The sequence below is a fragment of the Zarconia sp. genome (assembly GCF_057467645.1).
Map to the genome: position 1 here is coordinate 12,254 of NZ_JBRJXU010000033.1, position 18,637 is coordinate 30,890.

16 protein-coding genes are annotated in these 18,637 nt (G+C 43.7%); 3 read left to right on the forward strand and 13 right to left on the reverse strand.

The window, feature by feature from the left end:
- Positions 1 to 4: 4 nt before the first annotated feature.
- Complete coding sequence (locus AC2215_RS05040; protein ID WP_486808869.1) at positions 5 to 556, forward strand: hypothetical protein; 552 nt, start codon at positions 5 to 7, stop codon at positions 554 to 556.
- A gap of 98 nt (positions 557 to 654) precedes the next feature.
- On the opposite strand, the gene AC2215_RS05045 is transcribed toward AC2215_RS05040, so the two are convergent.
- The 5 genes from AC2215_RS05045 to AC2215_RS05065 all read right to left on the reverse strand — a co-directional run bounded on the left by AC2215_RS05045 (position 655) and on the right by AC2215_RS05065 (position 8,508).
- Complete coding sequence (locus tag AC2215_RS05045; RefSeq protein WP_486808870.1) at positions 655 to 2,583, reverse strand: tetratricopeptide repeat-containing sulfotransferase family protein; 1,929 nt, start codon at positions 2,581 to 2,583, stop codon at positions 655 to 657.
- A gap of 86 nt (positions 2,584 to 2,669) precedes the next feature.
- Positions 2,670 to 3,719: a sulfotransferase gene (locus tag AC2215_RS05050; protein ID WP_486808871.1), complete on the reverse strand. Its 1,050-nt coding sequence runs from the start codon at positions 3,717 to 3,719 to the stop codon at positions 2,670 to 2,672.
- A gap of 50 nt (positions 3,720 to 3,769) precedes the next feature.
- Positions 3,770 to 4,705 carry a methyltransferase domain-containing protein gene (locus AC2215_RS05055; protein WP_486808872.1) on the reverse strand — a complete coding sequence of 312 codons (936 nt, stop codon included), beginning with the start codon at positions 4,703 to 4,705 and terminating at the stop codon, positions 3,770 to 3,772.
- A complete protein-coding gene (locus AC2215_RS05060) occupies positions 4,683 to 7,832 on the reverse strand; it encodes a tetratricopeptide repeat protein (RefSeq protein WP_486808873.1) in 3,150 nt (1,049 codons plus the stop codon). Before AC2215_RS05060 ends, AC2215_RS05055 begins: the two co-directional genes overlap by 23 nt.
- 67 nt (positions 7,833 to 7,899) lie before the next feature.
- Positions 7,900 to 8,508, reverse strand: coding sequence for a tetratricopeptide repeat protein (locus AC2215_RS05065; protein ID WP_486808874.1), 609 nt, complete (start codon positions 8,506 to 8,508; stop codon positions 7,900 to 7,902).
- Positions 8,509 to 8,581: 73 nt separating this feature from the next.
- Between AC2215_RS05065 and AC2215_RS05070 the strand changes: the two genes are divergently transcribed.
- Complete coding sequence (locus AC2215_RS05070; protein ID WP_486808875.1) at positions 8,582 to 9,319, forward strand: nucleotidyltransferase family protein; 738 nt, start codon at positions 8,582 to 8,584, stop codon at positions 9,317 to 9,319.
- Here the strand turns inward: AC2215_RS05070 and AC2215_RS05075 are convergent.
- The 8 genes from AC2215_RS05075 to AC2215_RS05110 all read right to left on the reverse strand — a co-directional run bounded on the left by AC2215_RS05075 (position 9,200) and on the right by AC2215_RS05110 (position 18,355).
- A complete protein-coding gene (locus tag AC2215_RS05075) occupies positions 9,200 to 9,838 on the reverse strand; it encodes a D-glycero-alpha-D-manno-heptose-1,7-bisphosphate 7-phosphatase (protein WP_486808876.1) in 639 nt (212 codons plus the stop codon). The two genes, AC2215_RS05070 and AC2215_RS05075, sit on opposite strands and share 120 nt — an antisense overlap.
- 31 nt (positions 9,839 to 9,869) lie before the next feature.
- Positions 9,870 to 10,529 (reverse strand): D-sedoheptulose-7-phosphate isomerase, encoded by a 660-nt coding sequence (locus AC2215_RS05080; protein WP_486808877.1) that lies wholly within the window; start codon positions 10,527 to 10,529, stop codon positions 9,870 to 9,872.
- Positions 10,457 to 11,545 carry a GHMP family kinase ATP-binding protein gene (locus tag AC2215_RS05085; RefSeq protein ID WP_486808878.1) on the reverse strand — a complete coding sequence of 363 codons (1,089 nt, stop codon included), beginning with the start codon at positions 11,543 to 11,545 and terminating at the stop codon, positions 10,457 to 10,459. Before AC2215_RS05085 ends, AC2215_RS05080 begins: the two co-directional genes overlap by 73 nt.
- A gap of 44 nt (positions 11,546 to 11,589) precedes the next feature.
- Positions 11,590 to 12,348, reverse strand: coding sequence for a CmcI family methyltransferase (locus AC2215_RS05090; RefSeq protein WP_486808879.1), 759 nt, complete (start codon positions 12,346 to 12,348; stop codon positions 11,590 to 11,592).
- Between the two features lie 30 nt (positions 12,349 to 12,378).
- A complete protein-coding gene (locus tag AC2215_RS05095) occupies positions 12,379 to 13,113 on the reverse strand; it encodes a methyltransferase domain-containing protein (protein ID WP_486808880.1) in 735 nt (244 codons plus the stop codon).
- A gap of 6 nt (positions 13,114 to 13,119) precedes the next feature.
- On the reverse strand, positions 13,120 to 16,650 hold the full coding sequence (locus tag AC2215_RS05100) for a tetratricopeptide repeat protein (protein WP_486808881.1): 3,531 nt from the start codon (positions 16,648 to 16,650) through the stop codon (positions 13,120 to 13,122).
- Between the two features lie 675 nt (positions 16,651 to 17,325).
- Entirely contained in the window at positions 17,326 to 17,964 is a 639-nt protein-coding gene (locus AC2215_RS05105; protein WP_486808882.1) for a M23 family metallopeptidase, read from the reverse strand.
- A 247-nt stretch (positions 17,965 to 18,211) separates the two neighbouring features.
- Positions 18,212 to 18,355, reverse strand: a complete 144-nt coding sequence (locus tag AC2215_RS05110; protein ID WP_486808883.1) for a hypothetical protein — start codon at positions 18,353 to 18,355, stop codon at positions 18,212 to 18,214.
- Between the two features lie 57 nt (positions 18,356 to 18,412).
- Here AC2215_RS05110 and AC2215_RS05115 point away from each other — a divergent pair, with 57 nt between their 5' ends.
- The gene (locus AC2215_RS05115) at positions 18,413 to 18,532 is read left to right on the forward strand and encodes a helix-turn-helix domain-containing protein (protein ID WP_486808884.1); all 120 of its coding nucleotides are present in this window, start codon (positions 18,413 to 18,415) and stop codon (positions 18,530 to 18,532) included.
- Positions 18,533 to 18,637 lie beyond the last annotated feature (105 nt).

Below are 18,637 nucleotides of genomic sequence, written 5' to 3' on the forward strand. Positions count from 1 at the left end.
AACGATGGAAGAACGGCAAGATACTCAAGAGGAATTGAAACAAACTCAGCTTCAGGTGCGGCAACTGGAGGGAGAGTTGGAAGAGATGTTGGAGTATTTTCAGTCTCGGTGGTATCGGGTGCGGGGGGAACTGTTCTCCACTCAGCAACAGTTGCAACAGACTCAGGAGGAGTTGACCCGAACTCAGACGGAATTGTCGCAGACTCGGGTTCGGCTGGATGAGGTGGAAATGGAGTTGGAGCGATCGAAGTTTTGGCAAGTGTTGGAGGCTCAGACGGATGACCCGAGGCAGAAACGGTATCGGGAGTTGGTCTGGCATGGGTGGTATGCTTACCAACAGGGCGATCGAACTCAGACGATCGGGTATTTACAGGAGTCTTGGAAGTATTCATCGGTGTCTGTGACTCAGACGGTTTCGGACTGGTTGAAGTGTTTCGTTGAGTTTGCCGAACGCAAGGGGACTCCGATGGACGTGCAGGAGTTGGCAGGTTCGGTGGAGTGGCGGGGGTTGATGCGGGAGTTGGTGGAATGGAAGGGTCTTAGACGAGTGGGTTAAATTTAAATTTAGAGTATTAAACCCAGGTCAAACTTGAGATCTGGGTCAAAGTCCTATTCACCTCGGAAAGTGCATATCAAGCAGAGCTTCTCATTAATCTAATCCCAGTTAAATTTCCGTCCTAGAAACTCCTCAAGTCTTTGATTATGGGGCTGATAAAAGTCTTGTAAGCGCGTCAGTAGACTCTCATCAATTTGAGAGGGATAATTTGTGGTATTTTTTCGAGCATACTCGATATCTGGATAATCTGGCACTTCCAGAAAATCAAAGACTTGACTCATCACTGCTGCTGGATTTTTACCCAAGTCTTCATTCCGCACAATTAAAAACTGCTCTCTCGGAAAAATGTTCATCCATTTTTCTAAGAAGTATAAATATAAACCGTGAATCACAAGATGTTGAGCTGTTACACCTTGATTAATGATTCGATCTATATTTTCATATTCTGTGAGAACTTCAATCTCTGATTCCATAATTTCTTGTAAAGATTTATTTCTGATTTTATCCCTCCTTATAAGAAAAAAATATTGAGAAATTAGTCGTTTTACTGGATTTCGCAAAATAGCTATTAATTTTATTTTGGGAAAATAAGACAATATATTTTGATGACTATTTAGAGAATAAAAATAGCTTGGACTTGCTTCACCAGTTATATATTCTTCTGAACTTGATAGCGGAGGAAATAAGGATAAATAGTAGTTAATATTCTTTTTTAAAATCTGATGATCTTGAGATAATCCATTTTTATTATGTTCTTTAAGAATTGAAGGTAAAACTTGAGGGTGATACCCTAAGTAATCATAAAGTGAGCTAGTGCCACATTTTTGGACTCCAATAATCAAAAAATTTGGACCTGATAAGTTGTCCGTATCCCAACTTTTACTTATATATTCGGGATTAACTTTTTTTATAATGTTAAAGCAATTTTTTTTGTTTAATTGAATAGCTTCTTCAGTTAGACCACTTTCATGTAATATCCTTGCTTGAATTGTCAAGTTTACTGAATATAGTTTTTTGCCATTTAAAGCTTTTTGATAAGCTTCAACTTTTGGCTTAATTTTTTCGAATAATAAGTTTATTTTGAGTTTCTTGAAGTATACATGAATTTTTTTATGCAAAAGTTGATCTGTTGGGGAAATCTGAAGTGCGTTTACATAGTTATCAAAAGCTTTATCCCAATCGCGTTTTTGGGTATATATTTCACCAATTCTAATATAAGCTTCTGCAAAATTAGCTCGAATTTCAATAGCTTTACAGTAGCAATTTAGTGCTTTATCAATCTCATTTTTTGCTTCTCTGCACTTTCCTAAATAGTAGAAATACCAAGAATTTCCGGGCTGAGATTCACTAACTTCTTGGAAGAAAGTGACAGCTGAACTGAAATTACCACAGTAAATACTTTGCTGGAAAATCAGTTTCCCCAGATTCGAGTGAACTATTTCTGAGTGTGCGGTATCATATACTAAAAATGAGGGAAGGCTTGCAAGTTTTCGGTAAAATGCGATTGTTTCTGAAAGTTGACCCATTTTCGCTAGAGCCTCAAGTTTTCCCTTGTTCTTCACGATCGCCTGAGCAAGTTTTCGGTGAGCTTGCGGGTGCTCTGGCTGTAGTTCGATCGCTTTGCTATATAAAGCAATCTGTTCTTCTAGTTGATGGGGTTCTATTAATAAGTCACCTAGCTTGAGGTAAGCTTGGAACCGATTGGGTTGGAGTTCGATTGCTTTTCGATAATAAGCTTCAGCCTCATCCCATAACTTTTGGAGATCAAGAATTTTGCCTAAATCAAAACACAACTGCCAATTATAAGGACTGATCTGAACAGCTTTCCGATAATATGAGATAGCTTGATCGACCAGACCTTGATCTGCCAATAATTTTCCTAAGTTAGAATAAGATTCTACTAAACTACTATCCAGCGCTATCGATAGTTTATACGCCTCAATAGCTTTATCAAGCTTTCCACTTTTTTGCAAATTATTGGCTACTTTTAAATATTTTTTAGAAGCATGAGTATTTTTATTTTTCATTAGTCTCATTAGTTTATTTTTCTGTTTTTCGATTCACAATTTAATTTTAAATTTCAAGAATGTCATGCCTCGTTAAAATTATGTTTTTATAAATAATTTCGTGACCAACGGGAGAGCTCTCCTGTTTGGGAATATCCAAAATAGCTAAGAGCCTCACCAGAAATTTCCCAAGCAGTTTCTTTCTCTTTTTCAGATAAAACCTCTAGCCATTCTCCTGTCGCTCCCTTCCGAAGAACATCTTTAGCCGCCGTACCTCGTTCTCGTCCAGTCTTCTTTTTAAAACTGGTTGCTTCTTGAATGCGATCGAGTAAATCAGTTGAAGCATCCAGTTCTAGCCACGTCAAAAGGTTATATAATTCTTCGTGAAAGTTATACGTTAAATCTTCATACCGCAAAATATAAATATCTTCACCAGCATCAATAAGTTTCCGAATCATTTGTACTCTGATAGCCCAAGCTTTTAATAGTTCTGGTAATCCTTTTTGTTTTTGCTGTTGTTTAACCCAGGCGGCACCTCGTTCCATCATAAGTTGGCGATAGTGTAATGCTGAGATAGAAGAATCTCTCCCATCTCGAATAATTAACACACATTTTCGATTGGGAATTAATTTCTTCAGACGATCGAATACTGCTATCTGATCGGCAGCCTTAACTACAGAATATTGAGCATCACAGCTATAGCTGGCAATCGTTTCTAAAAACTGGTCAACTAATACTTGCTCAGAAGAAGCCTGGCGAACTCGATCTAGAAAGGTTGCAGCAATCTGTTTATTGAGTGCAAAGAAGCTCTGTGGAGTCGTTAAATTTTGAGCCGATGGAGAATCGTATGTTCTCCACTTTTTATTCATGTGGGTTTCCCAAATATCGATTGCTTCATCGGCTGATAGATATTCAGTTTTCTTAAGTAAGGCTTTGGGAATTGAAGTCCAAGGTGTTGTTACAAAAAAAGACTCTAACCGTTCTGGCTGAGGGAGTAGAGAGAATGGGTCTCTAGGATTTCCTGTTGTTGCTCGGATTACATCGAACTCTGGAATTCCAACAACTTTTGGATGACTACAAAGAATTGGTAAAAGCCAAGAAGTTCCACATTTATAAAGCCCAACTATTGAAAGTAATTTTGGAGATGAGGTAATCATACAATAAAGCCTATAGTTAGTATCTCTAATTTTCTTGATTCAAGTAAATTCTAGTTCAATATTTTTGGCTTCAGTAAGTATTGACCCGCTGCTGGTCGAATAATCTTCTGCTCGACTAATAATCGATCGAGGAAAAATAAAAACTCGAACATGCTACGACTCTCTTCATTTTCTATAAAAGCTGAACGAGTTCCTACAGGACAAACTAGATGTAAGATACTGTTGAACTCTAATTTCTCAATAATCTCAAATCTTTCTAAGAAAACTGGCATGATGTCAGCAGATCGAATACTTTCAAAGGGAGATATTAAAGTTCCTGGCTCTCGACGAATAATTTGATTTATTTGGCGATTATTTACCCGATCGTTACGCATTTTATCTGGCAATATCGACAAAATTTGATTGACTATTTCTAGCCTTTCATCTGAGTATTGAAACTGAGTCTCGCCTATATAATCATGAATCCATAGGACACCATCTGGCTTTAGAGCTTTGGCAATTTCATCAGCTACATGTTCTAGGTGAAGGACATGATGTAAACAGTTTTGAGTCACCACTAGATCGTAGGTCTGCCTTTCTAGCGTAATTGTATTTAGATCGGCTTGTTCGTAGGTGATATTAAGTTGCTGTTGCTCCGCTATTTGGCTAGCTTCGGCTAGAGCATCCGCTGCAATATCAATGCCATGAAAATGCTGACCAATTCCTTGTAGCAGTAATTGTCGCTCTGCTCGACCACTTCCACAGGCTAAAGAGCAGCCTATTGTAGGTTTAATATCATGCTTTCTTAACACTGCTGTTAAGTTGAGAACATCTCTGTTTAATCGTAACTCTCTAGCAGCTTCTTGATCGATTTTTACTCGCTCGCTACGATTCTTATCAGAAAATACTTTGCCCCACACCTGACCTTCTTTTTCCGACATTTGCTGGTACAGATCTGGATTATTGAGCAAATCATCAATAATTTTACGTGCTTTTATATTTTCCATCGTCTTCCACCTTTGTACCTAATAGTTTTTTTAGTCTTGGACTATGAGTGCTAAAAAAGTTTTCTAGTCTATGGCGAATCACTTGCGCCACTTCACCATAAGCACCTCCAGCATTATAAGCTGGATAACTCGGTAGCTGATAATCCGGTAACTCCAAAAACTCAAACACCTGCTTCATCGTTGCTTCTGGCTTTCCAAACAAATCCTCGCTACGAAGAATCAAAAACTGCTCCTTGGGAAACACACCCATCCATCGTTCCAAAAAGAATCCATACAAACTATGCCAGATACTACCCTGGCCAATTTTCCAGTATTCCTGACCCACTGACCAGATATCTTCTACCCCCTCCAGAACCTCCATCTCTACATTCATCACTTCTTCCAACGATCGCCCTTCCCGTCCCAATTTGACCAACTGGTTGTAATGAGAAATCGCTCGCTCGACCGGATCTCGCAAAACTGCAAGCAACTTAACTTTTGGGTATAGCTCAAACAATCGCTGTGGAGCGTTATTGTGACCAGCAATGTAGGACGTACTCGCCTCCCCCGTAATATATTCGGATGCTTCCGGAATGGGGGCAAAATGCGATCGATACCAATCCAATCCCTTGTCAAAATGATGGGTAAAAAAGTGGATTTCTTTCTCTACCGGATCTAAAACCTGGGGATGTTGGGTAATGTAACCATGCAGAGAACTGGTTCCGCACTTTTCGGCCCCGATAATAATAAAATGGGGCTGTCTGGGATGAGCTTTTCCCTCAGAGAGGTTGACAAACTCCGGAAACACCAAGCGAGTCCTTAGATCGATGGCTTGCTGATAATACTCCGTTGCCGCCTCAATCTTCCCTTGTTGTGTCAGTGTACCCGCCAAATTGACATAGACTGGAAAACAATTGGGTTGTCGTTCGATGACCCGTTGATACGCTGCCACCACCTCATCCAAATCGCTATAATATAGAGCTGCATGTTTCAATGGTAGGTAGGCATCAGTAAAATTGGGTTGCAGGTCGATTGCCTTGAGATAACATCGCACTGCTTCGTCGAGTCTGCCCCGTTTCGTCAGGTCTTTCCCCAGTTTCAAATACAACTTCGGGTCATCTGGGGTCTTTTCGATCGCCTCGTATCGATCTAGCAATTCAGGGTCTTTCCGTCCCGCCTGTTTAGCCAAACTCTGCTGCAGTCGCTGATAGCACTTGGCATCGTTGGGTTTGAGCGCCAACACCCGACGGTAAGAAGCGATCGCCTCTTCCCGCAACCCCTGCTTTTCTAACGCTTCTCCCAGTTCTAGGTGAAGCTGTGGCAAGTCCGGTTGACGTTCGATCGCTTCTCGGTAAGTCACCACAGCCTCTTCCCAATTTTTTTGCTGGGCATAAGCCAGTCCTAACTTGCGTTTGCCGTCTACTGAGTTCGGGAGTACTCGATCGCCTTCTCGGTAGCTTTGCATGGCTTCCTCAAGGTGCCCCTGTTTCATCAGGGCATCCCCCAGTTGGAGGTAAAACCAACCGCTTTTGTCCGGCGGGTGAACGGCGATCGCTGTTCGGTAAGCGGCAATCGCCTCTTCTAACAATCCTTGTTCTTCTAGCAGGCTACCCAACCGAAAATGAGACCATGCAAAGTCTGATTTCAGGGAAATAGCCTTTCGATAGCTGACAATCGCTTGGGCGACCAGACCATGCTTTTCCAGTGCCTCGCCCAACCTGTAATGGGGCTTAAACCACCCCGATCTCCACTCGATCGCCTTGCGATAGCATTTGGCTGCTGCTTCCCATTGTCGATCTTGCGCCAAAACTTCCCCCAAGCTTTGATGGTACTCGGCTTTCTTCGGCATTGCCTCTACGGCTTGACGGTAGGCGGAGATCGCCTCTACCAAATTCCCAGCTTCTCGATAAGCTTGCCCCCGTTGCCAGTATTCTTCCCCTTTAGTGGGTCTCTCTACAGAGTGTTCTGGCATCGTTGGCGTTGGTTTCCAGTCGAATGTTTGACCCAGAAACTGCTCTAGCTTACGATTGTGAGGCTCAAAAAATTCTGCCATCACTTTGCGTATCGATTCTTCCGTCTGTGGGTAAGATCCACCTGAATTAACTGCTTGATAGTCCGATTGCCCGAATTCTGGTAATTCCAAAAACTCAAAGACCCGTTTCATCGTGTCTTCCGGGCACTCGAATAACTCTTCGCTTTTCAGGATTAAGAACTGTTTTTTGGGAAATACCCGCAGCCACTGTTCCAGGAAATAGACATAGAGACTATTCCAGATACAGCCTTTTCCAACACGCCAATAGTCTTTACGAAGGGACAGAGGATTATTAACTCCTTGGAGAAGTTCCATTTCAGTCGTCATCACTTCTTCTAAAGAGCGATTTTCTCGACCCAACCTCACCAATTGATGGTAATTTGAAACTGCCCGATCGACTGGATTCCTCAACACCGCCAGTAACTTCACTTCAGGCAACATTTCAAACACTCGCTGCGGGGCGTTGTTCGTACAGCCAATATAAGACGTGCTGGCTTCTCCAACTATAAATTCCGATCCTTTGGATATCGGCGGAAAGTGAGAAAAGTACCAGTCTTTTCCTTGGTTATATTTTAAGTTATGGGTAAAAAAATAAATTTCTTTCTCTGCGGAGTCTAAAACCTGTGGATGTTGGGTAATGTAGTAGTGCAAAGAACTAGTTCCACATTTTTCTGCACCAATAATGAGAAAATTGGGTTTCCCACTCATTTCCACATCAGCCTTTTTCCAGTGCTGCTCAACCCACTCTCTATTTTGGCCTAAGTTCAAGCAATAAGTAGCCTTTTGATAAAAACGACACGCTTCCGAGACGTTTCTCTTTGTCGTCATTGCGTGTGCCAAACTTAAATGTGGCTCGTGATAGTTGGGCTGTTGCTCTGCCGCTCTCAGGTAAACTTCAATTGCTCGTTCGAGTTGGGTTGAATTTAGCGGAATATATCGCAGTTTCAGGTAAGGAATTCCACCGATCGGTCGGAGTTGAATAGTTTTGAGGTAGTAGTCGATCGCTGCATAAACGCGACCCTGACTTAGGCAAGAATCTGCCAAGCCTTGATAATACTCTGCTTGCTCTCCTTCGGTCTTCTCTTTGACTGAATTTATAACGTTGAAATCACTCATTTAAATATAAATATTATAGTTTACATTCTTGAAAAAATATAGCTTATAACTTTTTTTATAACTATTTTTATGAGTTCCAAAACATATTAGGATGTAGAGCTTTCATTTTTTGAAAACAAATGTTGGCATCATCTAATCTTCCTTGCTGCTTCAGAGCTTTTCCCAGGTAATAGTGACCCCAAAATAAATCCGAATCTAACTCAATGGCATAACGATAAGCCGCTATCGCCTTTTCTAGCTGACTTTCCCGAATCAACTGATTTCCCTGTTTGATGTAGTCTAACTCGTTCTGGGTCGAAAAAACGAGCTTGACTAGCAAAAAACTAATATCCCGTTCATCATCATTAATTCCTACTTTTTTGGGATTTACTATCTCCTTAGCTTCTATTTTTAGAGAAACGTCTTCTCCTGGAATAGAGCGAAGCCCTAAAGATGTTTGAAACATTTCGGGTGTCTCAAAGCATACTTCTTTTTTTCTCCATCCCGATTCCACCGTAAAACAATTTCCCTGAGCAATATTTGGCGGGATATACCCCACGAGCTGAACGTGACCGATGGCTTCGGGACTCGTAATACTGAGTTCTAGGGTTTTCCCAATACAGCCATCGTCATAGATGCCCTTGGGATTACCAACAACTTGAATGTTTCCTTCTAACTTATTGAGTAAATCTAGCATATTTATTCACGATTCGCAAGTTATTTTATGATAGAAACATTGCATCTTTTTTATTAGCTAAAACTGCGTCACAATGCCGATCGAACAACAAACCTTATCTCCCAATCTCAGCCAAGTTACAGCTCTAATTCTCGCCGGTGGATTGGGAACTCGCTTGCGAGCGCGCGTTGCCGATCGCCCTAAAGTTTTAGCCCCGGTTCTGGGAAAACCATTCCTCAGTTATTTGCTCGATCGACTCCAGATCTCCGGCATCAAAAAAACGATTCTTTGTATCGGCTATCTAGGAGAACAAATTCAAGAAAATTACGGCTCATCTTACCAGAATATGGAGCTTAGTTATTCCCAAGAAACCTCCTTGTTAGGAACTGGTGGGGCATTACGATTGGCACTACCGCTCATTTCTACACCCACGGTCTTAATTCTAAATGGCGACTCTTTTTACGATGCCAATTTAAACGATTTTTATCAGTGGCATCTGGCTCAACACTCCACGGCTTCTCTCACTTTGACTCAAGTTCCCGATACCGCTCGCTACGGGCGAGTTCAACTGAACGAATCCAGTCAAATTACTCATTTTGAAGAAAAAGGAAATACCAGCGGTCTCGGTTGGATTAATGCCGGAATTTATTTGATTAAACGTCACCTCCTAACTCAAATTCCAGAAAATCAAGTGGTTTCTCTCGAACGAGAACTATTTCCAAACTGGATCGAAACCGGACTCTACGGCTACCGCACCCAAGGGCAATTTATCGACATCGGTACTCCCGAATCCTACGCTCTCGCGGAGCAATTCTTCAGCACCGGGGAGTGAGGCCAGAGAGTCGAGCACCATATCTGCTTGGGTTGTCCCCTCATCCACCGGATGACCCGAGCGCACCAAAACGCAAGTCCCTACCCCAGCAGACCGTCCGGCCGCAATATCGCTCTCCTTATCTCCCACCAAAATTGATGCGGATAAATCGAGATTGAATTCTGCCTGTGCCTGGAGAATCATACCGGGGTTGGGCTTGCGACAGGGTGTATCTTGCTTATACTTTCCCCGACCGCCTACGGGGTGGTAGGGGGAGTAATAGACCTTGGCAATATCCACCCCAGCGGATTGAAACTGCGCCAGCATCCAGTCCGTCAGCCGATGAAAATCCGCTTCCGTGTAATACCCGCGCCCGATCCCCGCCTGGTTGGTCACCACCACAAGCAGATATCCCAACTCCCCAAACCAACGACAAGTCTCCAAGACACCAGGAATCCATTCAAAATCTTCAATGCGATAGAGATACCGCACCTCCCGATTAATCACCCCATCCCGATCGAGAAATAGTGCCTTGTTCATGAGCCATTACCTCAGTTGCTTCCCCCAGCCATTACCCGTTCTGTCCGACTAACTGAGCAACCGGTGTCTGTGCGACAGCAACTGGGGTTTCCAAACTGCATTGAGGTGCGAATAAAGCTTGCTCCACAAAGCCACAGATAATATGACCGATGGTGGTATGGGCTTCCTGAATGCGAGGGGTATTCAGAGACGGCACTTTAATGCAGTAATCGCACGCCTTCTCCAACATATTGTCTTTCCCCCCGGTCAATCCCACCGTTATGATGCCCATTTCTCGGCATCGATTCACCGCTTCAACGATGTTGGGAGAGTTTCCCGAGGTGGAAATTCCCACAAAGATATCCCCCTTCACCCCCTGACCCTGAATCTGCCGCGCAAACACTTGGTTATATCCGTAGTCGTTGCCAATCGCCGTCAGCATCGAGGTATCGGTGGTTAAGGCTAAAGCTGGCAAGCTAGGTCGATCGAAATAAAATCGCCCGACAAATTCTGCGGCAATATGCTGGGCATCGGCAGCACTCCCCCCATTCCCAGCAATCATCATCTTCCCACCAGCTTGGTAAACCCGAACGCATTCCCGGCAGATATCTTTGAGAGTTTGTAGTACCGATGCATCCTCTAAGAGATTTTTCTTGACAGCATAGGATTCACTGAGTTCTTGGGTAATGAATTCGGTGATTTGACTCTCCATGCTTCGGCTCCTCGTTGTGTAAAGTGACAGGTCATCAACCGACCTTCCAGATTGCGCAAACAGCTCAACACATTTTCTCGTTGGATGGGATCGATCAGAAACATCAAAAAACCACCCCCACCCGCACCGGAAACCTTCCCCGAATAGGCTCCAGCTTCGATGGCAAGATTATAGGCTCGATCGATTTGGGAATTTGTAATCCCTTTAGCGGTCTTTTTCTTCGCGTTCCAGTACGCATTCATATCTGCCGCTAAGTTGAGAAGATTCCCTTTGAGAAGATCCTCTTTAAAGGCATAGGCATATTTTTTGATGGCGTGGGTAGACTCGGTGGCTTGGCGATCGCTATCCTGAATTTTGGAAATTTGCTTGTCGATCACGTTCGCCGACGCTCTGGAGGTTCCGGTATAGTACAGTACCAGCGAGCTTTCCAGTTCGTTGACGATCCAGTCTTTCACCCTAAGGGGATTGACGATGACTCGATCGCGTTCGTAAAACTCGATAAAATTAAATCCCCCAAAGGTTGCCGCATATTGGTCTTGCTTGCCACCGCTCAACCCCACCTCCGTCCGCTCGATTTCGTATGCCAGATGCGCCACGTCGTACTCACCCAGGGGCAGTTTCAACCATTCCACATACGCCTGAATCATCGCCACCACTAACGTCGAAGACGAACCCAAACCCGACCCGGCCGGCGCATCAGAGTAGGTGGTCATTTTAAACCCCAAAGGTTTGCCGTCGTTATATTGGCGAACGATGCGGTTGTAGACCCCCTTATGTAAATCGAGGGTGCCATCAAATTCAAGGGAATTGGCGATTTCGGAGGTATAGGTTTCCTGACGATCGTTGGCATGAAACAGAATTTCTGGTTTATCCCAAGGTTCGATCGTGCAGTAGGCGTACATATCGATGGTGGAGTTGAGGACGCAGCCTCCAAATCGATCGCAGTAGGGAGAAAGATCGGTTCCTCCTCCGGCTAAACTCAATCTTAGTGGTGCTCTGGCTCTAATGAGGGTCATATTTCAAATTTATAAAAATCTCTCAAAAGTCAAAAATTTGAATATCAAGATAATGGGGGATAACGAAAAACATATTGCGGATAGATTTGCTCCGTATGAAGTTTATCCTCCTGAATAAAGTACTTTTCTACAGCTTCCTGAGCACCAATACAGCTAGAGTATAAAGGGTCATCTAAAACGATATATCCTCCATCCACCATATAGTTTTTTGTTGCCTTGTATGTATAGACGACGCCACTGTAAATATCGCAATCAATATGAGCCAGTGAAATTTTCTGAGCTTGCTTTAATGTCTTAACTGTTGTTTCTTCAAACAAACCTTGAACAAATTCAAGATTTGTTAAGCCCAATTGGTGCACATAGCTTCTTAGCTCATCAAGATCTACATTTTGGAAATCACCCTTACTGTGAGCATCGACATCTTTATCCGTTTCTGGCATTCCTTCAAATGTATCCAAAGCATACACTTTCATCTCGGGATGCAAAACTGAGGCGACATAAGCCATAAAAATAGCTGAGCCTCCTTTATAAGAACCAAATTCAATGATGTGACCCGGATCGAGCTTGTCCAAATAAAATTTGACAAGCAAAAACATATTGACTCGATTAAGCTCGGATTGAACGCTTCGACCTTTGATGATAGAAAATGCATCTTGATAAAGGGGATCTTTTTTGACTTCTTCTAGTAAGTTACCAAACTGTAGACCCCACCCCCTTTGATAGCCTTCGTATACACTCCGACCCAATCGAATATTCTTGGAAATACCTCGTATTTCTGGTAGATAGTTGATTTTTGGGCTCATAGTAGTTAATTTTTATTTTACATAATTAAACTATAAATCTCGATCGTTTTCAAACGGGGATATATCTGAATTTTGACTCTTCAAAGTTTGTAAATCATCGCGATACTGATTTAAATGAATTTTCATTTCCCTGGTAATTTCACCCGAATTGTTCGGTCTTCCTTTCATCTCGACCTCCTGTAAAGTTCGTTTTCTCACAACGAATTCAATACCACACTCCCCCACAGGGGTTAATGTTTGATCGTATCGCGGTAGTTCGTAACGATAAGTTCGATCGAGCAGCTCAACCTTTTTGACATCAGCTCGTTCTCCTAGTGTCATCAAAAGCTCGATCGCATTCACCGATTTCTCACTCCACGAAGATGTTTTAAATATTGTAAACGTATATTTATGATCTTTATTAAAAGTACTCGGAAACTGACCTTGTTCGTATAAATCTTCGTCGGGAACTGTAATGACTAAATGACCGTTTGGCTTGAGAATCCGAAACCAATTCGCAATGGCAATTTTGGGATCGTTCATATGCTCTAAACAATGACTGCTATGAACGAAATCATAAAACTCGTCTGGAACACCATCCATATACTGTGCATCACCATCGGGTAAATCCCAGGTTTTAATGCTGGAAACTTTAGGAAATAATTCAGTATAGAGCGAAAGCGGATCGGGATACCCTCCAATATCTACACCATTGCCCAAAAAGTACTTTGTCAAAAAATTAGCATCACTTAAACGACGAGGGATAGATTTACTACATTCTTTCATGATTTTTTAGATAATCTTGGAATGACAATCGAGGTTCAGTTCTTGCATCAATTTTTTGAATTTTCGTTTAGAGGATTGTATCGAATAGTCTCGCTCAACAATTTCGATTCCTCGACTAGAAAGCTGGTTCCACAGGTTTTTATCGGAATATAGACGGATGACACTTTTTGCAAACTCTTCAGTTCGATCGGAAACCAAGACATCATGGTTATTGACTAAATTCATCCCTTCACTTCCCACTGACGTTGAAACGACAGGAAGACCGTAGCTGAAACTTGTCACGATTTTACCTTTAATTCCCGCACCATATCGGAGTGGAACCACAGATAAACGACATTCATTAAAATAGCTCGATATATCAGGAACGTAGCCAGCAATTCTAACACTCTCCGATTGAAGATTTTGAATTTCTTCTGGCGGTTTACTTCCAATCACAAAAAACTTTAAATCGGGGATTTCTTTCTGAATCAGTGGGAAAATGTCTTGACAAAAGTAAACTACCGCATCAATATTTGGGGTATGTTGAAAACCGCCAATAAATAAAATATTTTTCCTGCGTTCGAACTCTAGAGCAGAACCATATATTTCATGAGCTGTAGAAATCACATCAATCTTAGCTGCCGGTTTTTCAGTCAGTAATATATCTTTTTCCTTTTGACTGACTGTAATGGTACAGTCAACATTTTCAACTATATATAATTCTTGCTCTTTGGTTTTTTCTGCTTTTCGAGCCAGGTCGGAATTCTTTTCAATTTCTGCTTGCCTTTGTTCCCTCACATAGTGTAGGTCTGCAGTATCGTAGAGAATCGGTGCTTTCGGACAATATTGCCGGACGTTATCTAGGTGTTCGATCGCGACATAGGGTCGAGAAAGAAACACAACATCATATTGATGACCGTATTGTTCTAAATGAGGCTGAATCGCACTAATATAAGTCCAGTACAAACATTCTACGCCAATTCTCTGTAAGTCACTTGTATAATGACCACCATGGACTAGATTGTCTGGAATAAAGGTAACTTTATAGCCAAATTCTTGAAATATTTTGATATAGTTAAATATCTTCAGAGAGCCGGCATCTTGGTCGGGAGTTAAAGTACAAGCATCAACAAATAAAGCTCTTTTTTGAATGGGTCGTTCTCTTTCTAGATGGGGTTCAATTCCATTGGGTCGATGATACTGTAAAGTATTTTTCCACTTCTCAATCAATTTTTGATGATTGACAACCTGATATTTCTTCACCCCTTTGGTGAGATCGGTTCCAGAAGAAATCCCTTCAAAATGGATGACTTGAGCTAACGGCTGATATAACACTTTATATCCGGCTTTGCGAACCTCAAAAGCCAGATCGGAATCTTCGGCGTAAGCTGGCTTATACCGAGTATCGAACCCCCCGATTTGATTCCAGAGGTTTGTGGGAATCATAATTCCCGCCCCCGAACAGTAATCCACTTCTCGTAAATAGCAATACTCGGGCTTATTCGGTCGATCGATCCTGCCGTAGTTCCAAGCCGAACCATCCTGCCAAATAATGCCTCCCGCCTCCTGAAGCAATCCATTGGGATAGAGTAACTTTGCTCCCACCAACCCCGCTTTGGGTACGATTTTAAAGGTCTCCAACAGTTCTTCAAGGCAGTTGGGCATGACTACCGTATCGTTATTGAGGAAGAATAAATACTCTCCCTTGGCTAGACTCGCCCCCCGATTGCAAGAGCCAATAAATCCTAAATTCTCTTCGTTAAAAACCGCTCGAACCCCCTGAATTCGAGCTAAAACCTCTTGGGTATTATCGCTCGAGTGGTCGTCCATCACGATAACTTCAAACGGAAGAGAACCATCCATGATGTCTGCGAGGGAGCGCAAACAATTGTAGGTATGGAGAATTTGATTGTAGACGGGGATAACAATTGAAATGACCGGCGCATCGCTCGTGGGAAGACTCAGCGGTTGCGGTTCCCGCAGGCGGATGTGCTCGACGGTTTCGATGGGGTAGGCGAATTCTCGATCGTGCATGGCTTGGGTATTCTGAATTTGCCATGCGAGCAAATCGTTGTCTCGATCGCGATCGAGTCCCTCTCGGTAAACCCGGATGGCATCCAGAAATTTCCCCTGTTTTGCCCAAGTATTGCCAAACTCTAAAAACAACTCCGACGCAATCCGCTCGATATTCGGATCGACCTCTAAACCCATCCGAAAAAAGACGATCGCCTCATCAAGTCGATCGTGCCGAACTAAAGCACTGGCAAGTTTGGTGTAGAGACGAGCATCTCTGGGGGAAATTTCTAATGCCTTATGACAGAGTTCGATATTGCTTGGGCTCTGCTCGATGGCACGTTGGTAAGCCCCGACAGCTTCTAATAGATACGCTCTTCCCCGCTGCGCCAAAACATCACCCAACTTCTCGCGAGCGCCGTGAAATTCAGGATAGAGGGCGATCGCGCGCTCGTACACTTCGATGGCTTTGTCCAGTTGTCCTTGTGCCGCCAAAGCGTTCCCAAGATTAATGTATACTCCAACTTCTTGTTGGGGATTCACTTCAATCGCCTTCTGATAGCTAACGATTTGTCTCTCTGAGTCTCCCGTACTTTCTAAAACTTTTCCCAATAGAGTACGGGTTGCAGTATCCTCGGGATTTAAGGCGATCGCTTTCTCATACACCTCAACTGCCTCATCCCATTCTCCTTTCTGATTCAGAGCAAATCCCAAATGCCGATACACCCAAAACGGCGGTTCGGCATCCACTTCTACAGCTTTCCGATACGCTTCAATCGCCTCATCCCACTTCTCCTGACTCTCGCAAATCTTCGCCACCTGATGTAACGCCGCCAGGTTACTCCCATTTTGCGTCAACACAGTTTGATACTCCGCCAAGGCTTCATCTAACTGTCCTTGCTCCTGCAACTGCTGCGCCAACCCAGTTCGATCGACCTGACTCGCTTCCTTACGAGCAACCACCACCTCCAGCAACCGCCGAATTCCCGCATTCTCCGGTTCCAGTTCTAGTGCCTGTTCGTAAGCAGCGATCGCTCGATCGTTGTGTCCCTGCCGTTCCAGAGCTTCGGCAAAATTCAAATACACCCAACTGGGTTGTTTGGGTTGGAGTTCGATCGCTTTACCATAACTCGAAACAGCGCCCTCGAGATCTCCAAGCTTGCCGCGCACCTGCCCCAGCAAATTGTAGGTGGCGACGTCGTCCATCTGTAAGGATATCGCCTGTCGATAGGCTTCGGTGGCCCCTTCCAATTCTCCCTTCTGACTCAGGGCAAATCCCAAATGCCGATAAACCCAAAACGGCGGTTCCTCATCCACTTCGAGTGCTTGTTGATAAACCTCGATCGCCTCGGCAAACTCCCCACGACTTTCGCAGATTTGCGCAACTTTGTGCAGGGCTGGTAAGTATCGAGCGTCAAGTTCTAAGATGGAGCGATAAACTTCGAGAGCTGCATCAGACTCTCCTTGTTGTTGTAAATCTTTCCCTTGCTGCCAAAGTTGGGCGATCGTCTCTCGGGTAGACTGTCGTTGCGTAGATGCCATCATGATGTCAATTGTGGAATCTAAATTGTGAGTAACCTAGTGTAGAGATTAACTTTCGCAATCGAGCGCAAATCTCAATCGGAGGAAGCTTAAAGATTGGTGAATATTAGAATAGTATCTATCGAAAAAGCAAGCATTACATAATCTGTATAGTTACTTACTTATTTGCGATTGACAGGCAATGCTGATTTTCTTTGATAGTCGAGAGCCTAACTTAAAACTCGATCGATGTCAAACTTTTGAACGTTTTTCAGAAAAATCACGTATCTAAGCATTGAGATTCTTCTTTTTTTGGTATAACCTCCGTAAAACTACGCAATTTGCTAACCGAGATCTCAGAAGTAGTCACATATAAATCCGGGAAATCTTCTGGATCGGACGGCATTCTCATTCAAGTTTTATCTAGGATTTCTCTTAGAAATCCTAGGGCTGAGCCAAGTCAGTTCGCACCCAGTCAGTACAAAATTTAGGATAGAAATGACCGACGATCGTTTTTTGCGTTCAAAATAGATGGAGCATGAATGTTAAAACTTCCTAATTTTCCAACGTTTACCATTCTCGAGTCTGAAAGAAAAAATACAGTTTTTTTTATTTCTCTGTAATCCAAAAATAAAAATAAAAACGGTAGGTTGGCACCCACCGTCTCGGATTTTACCTATGAATTAAAAATCAAGCTTATCAATTTTTCGGATTGAGGCTGTAGGATTGCTCTTCGTACATCGCCCGCAAGACCAAAGCCGGATCGACCCACTCGTCATCGAATCGCAAACCCCAGTGGAGGTGGGGGCCCGTGGTGCGTCCGGTCATCCCCACACGACCGATCCGAGCAGCGGTGGGAATCGCTTGTCCTTGGGCAATGATAATCCCGCCAGCTCGATCGACGAAATATCGCTGTCCGTCCCGGGTTTCGGAGGTGCCGCTCATGTGGCAGTAGATGTGTTCCCAATTCCCCGATTGAATCACCAAGCCAACCCCGCATCGACCGTCATCGATGACTTCCACCACCTGACCGGCCCACCAACTGCGGATGTAGCTGCCTTCGGGGGCGGCCATATCTAAACCAGAATGAAATTCCGACGCAGAACCCGAGCGTCGGTAGCCGAAGGGAGAGGTATAGTCGAGAAAGTCTTCTACGGGGAAAGAAGCCCCTTGCCAAGCACCGATTTGGGTATTCGTCGTTTCATCTGAGGCGGCGCTGCGGGCGAGCTGAGGCTGCCACGTCCACCAACCCAACAAACCCACTAACGCGAGAATCATCCAGCTTTTATTCTGTTTCCAGTAACCGCAGATAGCCCGCACGTACTGCAATCGCTGCATACCGAAGCTCCTGATAGATTTATATCGATCGAGTCATATATTAAATGTCTGTAGGATACCAAATTTAGCGGAGTTCGAGCATCCTCGATCGATGCTCGATCGATACTGTATCCTTCTGAGTGAGCTACCCTGCCAGCACCCTCCGCTACGCTTCGCCCCGCGCTCTACTCGGGACGGATTCGCAGAAGCGTAGCTTCCTCCGTCCGTCGAGTGAGCGTCGGGATATTGGCAGGTCGGATATATGCCGTTAGTCTGACAACCCTCGTACCAGCTCTCGTAACACGTCATTGACATTTACCTGGCGTTTCTGGCAGTAAGCCATCAACCGTTCCGCTTCGGACTTACTCAGTCGCAACGAAATCTGCTTGTAGACCCATTTTTTCGTGTTCATAACCTAGACAAGTAGCAACCTACTTAATATGCTGGTACATACAGGAGGAAACGACAAATGCGTTTAGCCTATCAGTACCGATTACGCCCCACGAAACAACAGGTCGCTAAGTTCGCTCAATGGATCGATATGCTGCGATGCCAGTACGTGCGACATGAGGTCGTATGTTCCAAGTGAGGTGAAACCTCTAGGGAAACCTTCTCCCTATTCCCATGTAAAAGGGTCACTGACCCCGCCTACGACAGAAGTAAGTAATGAACCTGTTGGAATGCAAGGCACAAA